The 12,104-nt window shown below is 40.1% G+C and carries 14 protein-coding genes and 2 pseudogenes; all 16 read left to right on the top strand.

Annotated features, from left to right (window positions below):
• Positions 1-141 precede the first annotated feature (141 nt).
• Complete coding sequence (locus BUB11_RS18090; protein ID WP_073031160.1) at positions 142-327, top strand: hypothetical protein; 186 nt, start codon at positions 142-144, stop codon at positions 325-327.
• 273 nt (positions 328-600) lie between these two features.
• The gene (locus BUB11_RS18085; protein ID WP_073031159.1) at positions 601-1,026 is read left to right on the top strand and encodes a VOC family protein; all 426 of its coding nucleotides are present in this window, start codon (positions 601-603) and stop codon (positions 1,024-1,026) included.
• Positions 1,027-1,029: 3 nt separating this feature from the next.
• Positions 1,030-1,392 (top strand): DUF2200 domain-containing protein, encoded by a 363-nt coding sequence (locus BUB11_RS18080; protein WP_200797946.1) that lies wholly within the window; start codon positions 1,030-1,032, stop codon positions 1,390-1,392.
• A gap of 446 nt (positions 1,393-1,838) precedes the next feature.
• A complete protein-coding gene (locus BUB11_RS18075) occupies positions 1,839-2,666 on the top strand; it encodes a sialate O-acetylesterase (RefSeq protein ID WP_073031158.1) in 828 nt (275 codons plus the stop codon).
• Between the two features lie 13 nt (positions 2,667-2,679).
• Positions 2,680-3,198 (top strand): PadR family transcriptional regulator, encoded by a 519-nt coding sequence (locus tag BUB11_RS18070; RefSeq protein WP_073031157.1) that lies wholly within the window; start codon positions 2,680-2,682, stop codon positions 3,196-3,198.
• Between the two features lie 2 nt (positions 3,199-3,200).
• Positions 3,201-3,337, top strand: a pseudogene (locus tag BUB11_RS28395) (acetyltransferase); the annotation flags it as partial.
• A gap of 660 nt (positions 3,338-3,997) precedes the next feature.
• Positions 3,998-4,741 (top strand): MerR family transcriptional regulator, encoded by a 744-nt coding sequence (locus BUB11_RS18060; RefSeq protein ID WP_073031156.1) that lies wholly within the window; start codon positions 3,998-4,000, stop codon positions 4,739-4,741.
• A 94-nt stretch (positions 4,742-4,835) separates the two neighbouring features.
• Positions 4,836-5,156: pseudogene (locus BUB11_RS18055) on the top strand (GNAT family N-acetyltransferase); the annotation flags it as partial.
• A gap of 96 nt (positions 5,157-5,252) precedes the next feature.
• On the top strand, positions 5,253-5,663 hold the full coding sequence (locus BUB11_RS28390; protein WP_073031154.1) for a GIY-YIG nuclease family protein: 411 nt from the start codon (positions 5,253-5,255) through the stop codon (positions 5,661-5,663).
• 38 nt (positions 5,664-5,701) lie between these two features.
• Positions 5,702-6,139, top strand: a complete 438-nt coding sequence (locus BUB11_RS28385; protein WP_242947604.1) for an excinuclease ABC subunit UvrC — start codon at positions 5,702-5,704, stop codon at positions 6,137-6,139.
• 555 nt (positions 6,140-6,694) lie between these two features.
• On the top strand, positions 6,695-7,552 hold the full coding sequence (locus BUB11_RS18040) for a LytTR family transcriptional regulator DNA-binding domain-containing protein (RefSeq protein ID WP_073031152.1): 858 nt from the start codon (positions 6,695-6,697) through the stop codon (positions 7,550-7,552).
• 48 nt (positions 7,553-7,600) lie between these two features.
• Positions 7,601-9,145 (top strand): sensor histidine kinase, encoded by a 1,545-nt coding sequence (locus tag BUB11_RS18035; RefSeq protein ID WP_073031151.1) that lies wholly within the window; start codon positions 7,601-7,603, stop codon positions 9,143-9,145.
• Between the two features lie 15 nt (positions 9,146-9,160).
• Positions 9,161-10,354, top strand: a complete 1,194-nt coding sequence (locus BUB11_RS18030) for an HDOD domain-containing protein (RefSeq protein WP_073031150.1) — start codon at positions 9,161-9,163, stop codon at positions 10,352-10,354.
• Positions 10,355-10,432: 78 nt separating this feature from the next.
• Positions 10,433-10,810: a hypothetical protein gene (locus BUB11_RS18025; protein WP_143187651.1), complete on the top strand. Its 378-nt coding sequence runs from the start codon at positions 10,433-10,435 to the stop codon at positions 10,808-10,810.
• Positions 10,811-10,849: 39 nt separating this feature from the next.
• The gene (locus tag BUB11_RS29115; RefSeq protein WP_427846321.1) at positions 10,850-11,836 is read left to right on the top strand and encodes a P-loop NTPase family protein; all 987 of its coding nucleotides are present in this window, start codon (positions 10,850-10,852) and stop codon (positions 11,834-11,836) included.
• 42 nt (positions 11,837-11,878) lie between these two features.
• A partial coding sequence (gene tnpA, locus BUB11_RS18015; protein WP_143187650.1) for an IS200/IS605 family transposase occupies positions 11,879-12,104 on the top strand: 226 nt, incomplete at its 3' end.

Here is a 12,104-nt window from a genome sequence, read left to right as displayed (position 1 = left end):
CCCTTCAAAAGATTTTACAATGAAGTAACATTTACATTCACATCAACCCACGTGGAGACCGTGGTACTGCTGGGGAGGAAAGGCTAGTAAATCAAAGGATACAAATTATTTATCTATTATATACAAAAAGGAGGGCTTAAAATGGAAAAAATTATATGGGTTAGAAGCAATGGAAAAATGATAGGGGCGAAAGAAGATGATGGCTTGGATATTGTAAACAAGTATTTGGAGGAAGGGTGGAGCGTTAAGCATATATCGGCATGTGCTGTAGGCGACAGTATAAACCAAGGTCAAGCATATATTGTTATTGAAAAAAATGATGGTTAGTCAATGCAATTTTCAATGTACAATTAAAATGATGTGCATGAATTGAGGGTCTGTCCAGGTTGGGGAGCCTGTGTTTTTGACCATGAGATGGAAGCGCATCAATACAAGCGCTTGTGAAGATTATTGAAGCGATGAACATTTCTAAAATGTTGATTACAGATGAAAATGATGGGTGCGTATCAAATAGATATTATGTTGTACAAAATACAACAAGCAGGTGCAGGGCAGTTACTACCTGATTAAGCCAAAAAGCAAAACAAAGGAGAGAAAGCCATGATTACACCTTACCTTACATTCAACGGGAACTGCAAAGACGCGCTGAACTTCTACCGCGCCATCTTCCATTGCGACGAGCCAAAAGTCCTGCCCTACGGTGACTATATGCCGGAGGGGTCAAAGACGCCGCCTGAGCTGCTGCGTACTTGGGTTATGCACGCTGAGATGGTCATCTGTGGTACGAACGTCTGGTTTGCCGATGAAGCTACGCCGCCCAAGAATGGCGACAACATCAAACTAACCGCCACGGCACCTACGGGCAAGGAAGCGACGGCTATCTTCGACGCGCTTTGCGAGGGTGGCGAGGTGACACTCCCGCCGACGGAGACCTTCTACAGCGTGTTCCACGCCGCAGTAACAGACAAGTTCGGTGTAAACTGGAATGTTGTCGCCGAAGAAGCGCCGAAGCAAGTGGAGGGATGAAGAGTGAATAACGAACGTGTATACAAAATGAAAATCTCCGGCGTCTACCCTCTGTATATTCAAAAAGCCCTGCGTAAAGGACGCACGAAAGCGGAAGTTGATACCGTCATAGAGTGGCTGACAGGCTACGATGAACAGGGATTGCAGTCTCAAATTAACAGAGAAGTGGACTTCGAGACGTTCTTTGCTGAAGCCCCTCAAATCAATCCGAACGCTTCCAAAATCACCGGAGTAATCTGCGGAGTTCGCGTCGAGGAAATCGAAGACTCGCTTATACAGAAGATACGCTGGTTAGACAAGTTGGTGGACGAACTGGCAAAAGGTAAACCGATGGAGAAGGTGTTGAGAAGCATGCAGCCGCTTTAGAAAAGGGGTCAGGGTCACCCATTCGATAATGCTATAAAATAGGTTCATTTCCGAAGGCTCCACCAGCTTAGAACGGCATCTTTTTTATCTCCACAAGGCATGTGGAGACGGTGGTACGGTTGGAGAAGATGTAGAACTGAATAAACGCAATGAATTAATGCCCTTGAGTGTCAAAATGATGCTCAGGGGTTTTTGTTTGAGGAACCATAGCTAATAGGTGTGTAAAGTAAGTCGAAAAAATTATCTTAAAGGGACATATGATATCGGTTGATTTGTAAATAGAAATTTGGTAAGTAAGCAAGACCCCTAATAAGTTTTAGTAAGTATTTTTTGTTGACACACATAGTCTAATTAGACTATAATAAATGTGTTGGTCTAATTAGACTACACATTTTAAGGTATAAGGAATTAGTGATTTTGAGTAATTGCTTGGAAAGGAGCACATGATGATTAAATCTTTTTTGATGATAGGGCAATCCAATATGGCCGGTAGAGGCTTTTTATATGACGTGCCCCCTATTATAAACGAACGTATACAAATGTTACGCAATGGCAGATGGCAAATGATGATTGAACCTGTGAATTATGACCGTCCTGTTTCGGGTGTAAGTTTGGCAGCTTCTTTTGCGGATGCGTGGTGTTTAAAGTATCCGGAAGATACGATTGGCCTGATACCATGTGCCGAAGGTGGAAGCTCGCTAGACAACTGGGTTATTGATGGCGAACTTTTTCAACATGCCGTCAGCGAAGCCAAATTCGCCATGAAGCATAGCAAATTGACAGGTATTTTGTGGCATCAAGGCGAAAGTGATAGTGCTGACGGCAAATACAAAGTGTATTATGACAAGTTATTGGTTATCGTACAAGCGCTTAGGGATATCCTTAATGTTCCGGAAATCCCGCTCATCATCGGCGGCTTAGGAGACTTTTTAGGTAAAACAGGATTTGGGCAGTACTGCGTCGAGTATGAACGTATAAATGATTCCCTTCAAAAATTTGCTTTTGAGCAAGCAAATTGTTATTTTGTATCTGCGCAAGGGTTGACTGCGAATCCAGATGGAATTCATGTGAATTCATTATCTCAAAGATATTTTGGTCTGCGCTATTTTGAGGCCTTCGATAAAAAAACTCAAGTTTTAGCACCACTAAGCCATGAGGTTGAGCTTTTGGATAGACTCAGTGCGAGAATGCATACACCAACTGAATTGATGTTTGTGAAACAGATGGACTTTGCACTTGGAAAAATTTCTTACGAAACACTAATCAACGAATAGTGAGGCACAGATTATGATTCCATTGCTGATTTTAGGGCTATTAATACAAAATCCTGGAGCCCATGGATACGAGCTTCTGGCACAAATGGAAGAAAGGCACTACAAGTATATTGTGAATTTCACGAAGGGTTCATTTTACTATAATCTTCAGCAGTTAGAAGAGAAAAACTTAATCAAGCAGGTTAATCAATCAGAACAAAGTCGGGAAAGTCACCATTATGTTATCACGGAGCCTGGGAAAGCCGAGTTTCAAAAGTTGATGTACCAATACGGTGCAAAAACGGAGTATGTTAATCTGTCCTTTTATGTGGCGCTTTTATTTGCCAAGGAATACAAAAGCGATAATATGGTCAAGCTTATTGAGATTCAAATTGAGCAGACTGATGCAAAAATTCTATTATTAAAGGATGCCTTGGATGGAGAACATCAACTCCCAATATATTTTAAAAAGATGTTAGAGAACTCGGTTTCACACCATTTAGTAAACTTAGAATGGTTTAATTCCCTTCTAAAAGATGTGGATTGTCTATAAGATTTATTAAGAAACGATTCAGTGATGAAAAGTCGAGTTCTTACTAAACCTTCAATGGTGGAACTGGGACGAAGAAAAGATATTTAATAATCTTGAAAAGCTAACATCGGAAGCTGGTTTAGATCAATTAATGAAATAATTATATAAACAGTAAAATCTGTATGGTTTGAGTATGGATCTTCAAGGTACCTAAACAACTTTATTCTGGTTTGTATAAAAAACGGGCGTATTTTCAAATGAAAATGCACCTGTTTTTTTATATCTTTAAACTCAAGCTTTACAGCTGTTACATTAAAAGAATGGACTGCGAGATAGTTAGCAATGAAATCTTGAAAAAAATGCTTGACTCCAACCTCAGGACATACCTTAGATTTATATTCGAGCCATGGAATTGGCGAGAAGAAATATGGAGGTGTGTTTATGAAATTAGATCAGGTCATTAAGGTAGAAAACTTGAAAAAGACTTAAACAAGAAAATGTACCGTTTTGCTTACTACACATTATTTGGAAGAAGTTGATCGACTGGCAGATAAACTTGCAATTGTAAATGCAGGAAAAGTCATATTCATATATCACTGATAGTATTGACTAGACAATAAGTTTGGAGAGGGCTGTGATTAACAGCTATGGATTTTTAGGTTGGATGCCTTATGCTATATTGCTTCTCGTGTTTGTATCCGTAAGTTTAGGCTTTTGAAAATACTCGTTCAACCTATATAGGCATTCCATATAAAAAGTAAAAACTTCTTTGACTCCGACCTGAGGTAAGAGATTATACTAGATAACGAGGTGAAGTCAAATGTCCTATACAGTACATGAAGTAGCTGAGCTTTCCGGTGTGACAATTAAGACATTGTACCACTATCAGAAAATCGGATTATTAATGCCGGAAAGTATAGCTGAAAATGGTTATCGATATTATGGCGATAAGGAATTAAAACGATTGCAGCAGATATTATTTTATCGAGAGTTGGAGTTTTCTTTGGAAAATATTAAAAACGCATTGGACAATGAGCCGGATCGGCTGAATTGTCTTAGAGAACAGTATTCACTAATAAAAGCAAGAGAGCAGAGGCATGCCCACATTTTGCGTACGCTCGAGGAAACGATCCAACACGAAGAGAAAGGAGTACCTATGAGTAAGGAAAAAATGTTTAACGGATTAAATAAAAAGGAATGGGAGGAAGCAATTGCTGGTCAGAATGAGCATTTGCAGGAAAAATACGACTATAAGATTGATACAAGCGAAATCGATGCAGATGCAATGAACAAAAAAGCTAATGAAGCAGCCGAATTTATGTCGTTTATGGTAACCTCACTGAAGAACGGCGTTAGTGTAAATGACAAGAGTGTATCAGATGCAATTGAAAAGCATATCAAATTCATGCAGCAGGATATGAGCATTGATGCAAATGGTTTTGCAGCTCAAACGAGGTTTTTAATGACAGATGATTTTCATAGGAAGATGATGGAAGATCAACAGACTGGTTTAAGCTACTATATCTGCTTCGCAGCAGAGAACTATGCAGGAAAATTAATCTAAACAGGAAGTCAGTCAGTCCTTTCTGAGCCGCTCTCAGAAAGGACTGACTGGTGCAGGAGCAAATCAGGTGTTAAGATTGATTGAAATGGAATCGTCAGTAAAAAACCATCTGAAAAAGAATGATTCTAGAATTTTAATTGAAAAAATTTCAGGAAATTATAGGGATGAGGCAATAAAATTAGCAATAGAAGTATTTACTGATGAGCAGGGTATTCCTGCAGAATTGGTTCCAGTGAATGATAATTTAAAGCCAATTTGGTGGTGCTCAAGAGTAGGAGAAGATATTATTGCAGTGGTAGCAGCCTGGAAAAAAGATGATAAATGGCAATGGGGAAGGTTTGCAGTTGATAAAGGATTACGAGGTATCGGCATTGGTCAAAAAATGGCTATTTATTCATTGAGAGCTGTGTTACATGCAGTATGTAGAATAGGTGGATCACGAATAGTGGTCGGAAGAAATAATAATACGGTTTGAACACAAGGGGTTGTAGTTAGAGACGAAAATTGAGCAATGCGAAAAGGAAAAAGAAGTAAACCAGTGCGGGGGGAGCGGATTGAAGGACAGGAAAGGTCAAGAGCTTGGAGAAATTACGACCCGAGGCAACTACCAGTGAAACCCGGTGTTTATATGATGATCGATTCACTTGGAAATATTATCTATGTTGGTAAGGCGAAAAATTTAAAAAACAGGGTGTCACAATATTTTAATCATCAAAAGGACAGGACTCCTAAAGTTGTTGAAATGATACACCGCATTCATACATTAAAATATATAGTTACAGATACGGAATTGGATGCATTTATTGAAGAATGTCGCCTGATCAAGGAAATTAAACCTCGATATAATAAACAGATGAAGACTGATAAAAAGTATTGTTATATTAAGATAATGGCTGAACGTTACCCTAAGGTTACGAAGTAAATGAAAAAATAGATGATGACGCATTGTATTTTGGTCCTTTGACCAGTCTTCGGCGGGTTGAGACCGTATTAGATTATTTGAAGGATTTTTATCCTATACGAAAATGTTCTACTCCACGACTGGTTAAGAGGACCGATGGTTGTCTGTTCTTGCAATTAGGTACTTGTTTGGGAGTTTGTTCAGGGCGGGTAAGCCCTGATGAATATAAGGTTTATATTGAAGAGATCTGGCAACTTTTGAACGGAAATGATAGAATCGCAGTTCATGAACTTTCTGGAAAGATTAATACAGCTATTGAAAATTTTAATTTTGAAAAAGTAGCCCAATATAGTGGGTATCTTTTAGGACTTCGGCATGTCATTGGAAAGCAGCGATTAGTTCGATCCTCAAGTAAAAATAGGAATGTCTTAGCAGTTGAACTTATTAACAATGAGCTTCCTAAATCAAAGGGAACAAGATTCTTTATCGAAAAGTGATTGTGAAAGAAGCCATGCCGCCAAGGCCAAACAGGTTTAATCGGCGTCTTTTTTGTATCCTCAAGGCACGTGGAGGTAATAATCCTGTTGCAGAGGCTGTAACCTTGATATATAAGGGTTTAAGATGAAGGATATGAAAATATGTTTTTGACGTGGTGGCTATCCTTCGCGTCATTTATTTTGGAGTTTTTAATTCCTCTACACGAAACAAACAATGAGCAGGCTGTTCTTGTAGGAAGCAGAATAAGTGAAACAGTACAAAATCTGGTATTTGAAGATAAAAGTGAGTTCAGATGCACGATCAGTGGTAGGTATTTATTCCGATGTACCGGATAATTCAAAGGAATATGCAACATCTTATAGACAATGCAGATTAAACACTATATAAAGCAAAAGAATCAGGAAGAAATTGTATAGTGACAACAAATGTTGTATGGCCGTAAAGTATAAAGTATAATGAAAATATGCCGATATATTATAGAAAGATTTTGGTATATCGCCAAATTTTTATAGAGGCCTTTTATTCAGAGATATGATATTCAGTGAGGTGTCACGATGGGGCTGGAGGCTAATATCCTGTTAATCGATGATGAAGCGAGTGTTATTCGTGCCCTCAGACGTGTTTTCCAGCAGGAGGCGTACAACCTGTTATCGGCGGAAAACCCCGAGGATGCCTTGACACTGATCCAAAAGAATGAAATTGATCTGATTATTTGCGATCATCAGATGCCCGGCATGTCGGGCATTGAGCTTTTGACGCATGCCAAACGAATCAGTCCGGATACAATTCGAATTCTCATTACCGGGTCTAACGATATTAATGTTGCGATTTCAGCCATCAACGAGGGAAGTATTTACTACTACATTGCAAAGCCCTGGGAAAACGAAGAGGTAAAAACGGTCGTCAAAAAAGCCCTCACCTGGAAACAAGAACAAAAAGAAAAGGAAAATATTCAGCAAATTCTCAACTTCAGCAAAAATTGCCTGTTGGATGTTTCCGAAAAATTAAACGCAATCAATCATTTCCTGCCGGGGGAAGATCAAAACGAACAGACCGGTACGAAATGCAAACCTGAACCGGGTATGGGAAAAATCCCTGTTAATGAAGAGGATAACATCATCATCATCGAAATTACGGATATTATTTATCTTTCGGCCGAGAGCGGGGATGTGACCGTGGTTGCCAGTACAGGAAGGTATATAAGCCATGATTCCTTAAATTTATGGGAACAGAGACTTGCGGGATATAATTTTTTCCGGTGTCACAGGAGCTTTATTGTCAATGTCGATCAGATTGCCAAGATAACCCCCTGGTTTAACGGAGCCTACACAATTACGCCAAAGAATTTAAAGGAAAACATCCCTGTCAGCAGAAACAGCATAAAACAACTGAAAAAAATATTTGCGTTTTAAAGTAGAAAAAAGGCGCTTGGAATATGGTATCTCTTTGAGGTGAAAGCCGTGAGTGAAAAGCTTAATAAGTCTGCCTGGAAGACGATCCCGAAAATCATTCAGGTACTGCGTGTGGCTGAAGATACGGAAGTAATACGAAAATATGAAAACATCATTATTTGTATGTACGCATCTTCGCTTCTCTACCTTGCGTCAGCGGCCAGTTTTATCGCACGTTTTTTTTTCGAACGGCAAAATTGGGAGAACTACCTACCGGATAGTCTGGTTCTTTTGTTGGCAGGTATAGTCTACTCGGTTCTTGCCAGATTAGAACCCGATAGAAAACTGCTGATTCTGAGTCCCGTGCTTACAGCGGTCATTTTTATATTTGTAACAGTCAGATTTTATTATCTGATTGGACCGGCCGTTTGGACCTTGGCCTTTATCCAATTAATACTGGCCATGTTCTGGGTTTCCAGGTCCAAATTATATGCTCTGGGCTTGGCCGTTGTCATTGCGAGCTTTTATATTGTTTCTCGTCATTTTTTTGCGGAATCTTATCAGATCGGTATTGTGTATTATATTACGCAAGGTGTCTTTATCGTTTTTTTGGCTTTTATTGCGGCCGCTTTTCATAAAATCTGCATTGACCGATATTGCAGAATTGAACACGAACTTCAAAAAACGGTGAAACAGAAAGAAGAAATCTCAGTCTTATATGAAGAAAAAATGGCTTCCGAAGAAGAATTAAGGGAGGCTTTGGAGCGTTTACAAAAAAACCAGGAGCAGATGATTCAACAGGAAAAACTCGCAGGAATTGGACAGTTGGCTGCCGGGGTGGCCCATGAAATCAACAACCCCTTAGGCTATATTGCCAGCAACTATGAAACATCCCGGGATTATTACCATCAACTCAAGGAAGCCAACAGGGAGTTTGCGGCATATATGCACCAAATGTCTGCTGATAAACTGGAAAAAAATGCAGAAATACTCTCAAAGCTAAAGGAAATAAACGATAAGAAAAATATTCTTCCCCTATGTGCAGATTTGGAAGAAATCCATCATGATATTGAAGAAGGATTGGCGCGCATCCGGGAAATCGTTCAAGGCATGACAACCTATGTGAGGGTGGAGCCTAACAATGATTTCGCAGATTTTGATCTGAATAAGAACATCCAAAGCACCCTCTTCATGGTAAAAAATGAAATCAAGCATTCTGCGCGAGTTGTCGAGCTTTTGGGGGATATTCCCACAATCCAGGCCAAAGGAAGTCATATCAGCCAGGTATTGGTGAATATCATTCTAAACGCGGTTCAGGCGATCAAAGCGAAAGAGTCCGATACTTTTGGAACGATCATTATCAGCACGGAATTATCAAAAGACGTTGTGATTTGCCAGATCGAGGATAATGGCATCGGAATAAGCGAAGAGAACCTGCATCAGGTATTCAACCCGTTTTTCAGCACCAAACCCATTGGCCAAGGAACGGGTTTGGGGCTGAGCATTGCTTACGACATCATTGTGAATGAGCACGGGGGCCAGCTGCTTGTTCAAAGCACGGAACATGTGGGCAGTAAATTTATCATTAAACTCCCTGTTTCCAAGTTGGAATAGAGAAAGCGGTTGGCGATGGATAAAAAAAATATTTTGCTTGTAGATGATGAAACGAATATCCTGCGTTCTTTAAAACGGGCGTTGGCCGGAAGTCCGTATCAGGTTTATACCGCGGAAAGCGGGGAGGAAGCCTTAAACCTTTTCAGCAGTCAGGATATTGATTTGCTGATTACAGACATCAGGATGCCCGGAATGACCGGCTACCAGCTTTTGAAAGAGGTAAAGGCCAAATACCCGTCTGTTATCCGGCTGGTCTTAAGCGGGTATCCAGATGAGCATGAATTATTGAAAATCCAGCGAAGCTGTCTGGCCAAGCTTTTTATTTTAAAACCCTGGCAAAACCAAGAGCTTTTAAAAACCATTGAGAATGTTTTCAGTGTTGAGCAAATACTCAACAATAAGAAAGTACTGGAAAAGATCAATAATATTGACTTTTTGCTTTCACCGGATAGCGTGTATCATCAATTTAATGAGCTTGTCGAAAAAAATGCTGATATGAAGCAGATTGTGGCCGCAATAGAACGTGATCCATCGACGGCAGCCAAAGTCTTACAGGTTGTCAACTCGGCGTTTTTTGGCAAAAAAACAGGTTCTGTCCAGCAGGCTGCTGTCTATCTGGGGCTAAACAGCGTAAAAGATATCCTGATGAACTGCTGTCTTTATCAGGAATTAAACCATACGAAGAATCCTCGTCTCAAACGGGACCTTGATACGCTATGGCAGCATGCCGTTCTGACCAATCGCATTCTGCATGATCTCTATCTGCGGGTGTTTAACGAAAAAATACCCGAAACCTGTTCATCGGCCGGTTTATTGCACGACGTTGGAAAAGTAATCATACTGAGCAAATATACTCATGAATATGCCGAACGGACAAAAACCATAACGACCGGACATGACGTCTTTTACTACTACGAGGAGTTGGAATTCTTGGAAACTACCCATCCTGAGATTGGCGGATATCTTCTCAACTGGTGGGAACTGCCTTATTCAATTGTTGAAGCGGCAATGTTTCATCATTGTCCTATGGATGACAAAGTGATCAACCATAAGCTGGTATCCTTGGTGCATATGGCGGATATTTTCTCCTGGAATATGGTATCCGATCAGGAATTGAGAAAAGTGGAGCCGGAGGTTATAGAACGGTTATATTTGAAAGAAGAAGACATCGACAAAATGTTTCAAGAGATAAAAACATCTGATTCATAATTATAAGGACCTTTATCGGGGAAAAACGACATTTCATGTCGTTTTTTTTGCTTTCTGTCATTGAATCCCCCTAAAAGAATGAAGAATCGAGTATCATTGAAAAAAGCAAAGGCAGTAAAGCTGGCTAAGTTATCACAAATTGAGATTTGCAGGAATTTGGAGAAAAACATGATGCTTAAACAGGCGAAAAACATGGAAAGAGAATATTGCATCACGATCCACTTTGAGGAAAGCGGCGAAGCGGATAATGAGAAGGCATTATTGCTGCTTTATTGTATGATGAAATTTGCGGATATCATCCATTATTATCCCACCGATCTGGTTTCCGACAAGGAGTGTGCGCGGATCATCAAGGAAGAAGGCTTTCGGATTCAATTCAAAACAAGATACGAGCCGTACGAATTGCGCGCCTTCTTTTCTAAAAAATGCTCCTTCGACATTGATGTTGGGATTTAAAGTTGAATGGTTGAAAGATGTAGTTTAGGAGGCAACAAAATGTGGCAACCGCTGACGTTTCATCGGGAGCTATCGAAAAAGATGAGAATTTTTATCATAATGATCTGCAGTATGGGCTATATCCTATTTGCGGCTTTACTCAGATGTTCCTCAGGTGCGGAGGCCGGTTCCCCGGTTTTGTTTCTGGATATGTCCGTTATTCGAGGGATTGTCACCCAATTCCAGATGCTGATATCCGTTTATTTGGTCTTAAAGCTGAATCAAACAGGGTATATCACTGCTCTGGGTTTGAATGGGTTTAGTATGCTAACGGCCATTCTAGTCATTCTGTTCTCAGAGTCACTTTCTCCCCTGCCGGGGATCGTGTCCTATGGGGCGGTGCTTATTATCTTGACCTTAATCGTCAGATATAAAGCCCAGCTGGACATTTTTTTCAACCAGATAGAAATTCAAAAACAACAATTGGAAATCTCCCAAAAAAAGCTGTATGAGCAGGCCTTTTACGACTCACTTACAAACTTGCCAAACCGGGATTATTATCTGGAAAGCCTGGTGGGGGCAAATGGCGCAGGCAAAAGCACCTTACTCAAGGTGCTCTTGGGAGAATTAACTTTGCCGGGATGTAAAATCAATCGTCTTGGCAAGTTTGCCTATATTCCTCAGTTAGAGGAAGTAATTTTTCAAGAGATCAAAGATTTTGCCCTTACCGGTAAACTGGGTGTTAGTCAAATAGAAGCACAGACCATGAGCGGTGGGGAAGAAACAAGGCTTAAAATTGCTCAAGCTCTTTCGGAACAGGTGCATGGTATCTTCGCAGATGAACCAACCAGTCATTTAGACCGTGCAGGAATTGATTTTTTAATCGGACAGCTGAAATATTTCTCGGGTGCCTTACTCGTGATTAGCCATGACCGCTATTTCCTGGATGAGGTGATTGATAAGATATGGGAACTGAAAGACGGAAAAATTACCACTTGTTGCCGTAAAGCCCCTAGTTTCAACTATGGGGATATAAGGCAATTCTAGGTTCTAATTGTATTATATAAGTATGCGCGGTATAATATAAATATGGATATAAACTACAAATCTAACAACAACATTGTCTATTCATGCAAGTACCATGTGGTGTGGTGTCCAAAGTATCGTAGGAAGGTTTTGGTTGGTCAAATTGAAGTTCGCTTAAAGGAGTTGATAAGGGAGATATGCGAAGAACTTCAATCTGAACTAATAGAACTGGAGATCATGCCCGACCATGTCCACCTTTTGATAGAAGTAGATCCTCAATTTGGTGTCC

The sequence above is a fragment of the Desulfosporosinus lacus DSM 15449 genome (genome assembly GCF_900129935.1).
In the GTDB taxonomy this organism is placed as follows: domain Bacteria; phylum Bacillota; class Desulfitobacteriia; order Desulfitobacteriales; family Desulfitobacteriaceae; genus Desulfosporosinus; species Desulfosporosinus lacus.
The sequence above is the reverse complement of the archived record's forward strand: the minus strand, read 5'-3'. Positions and strand labels throughout refer to the sequence as shown.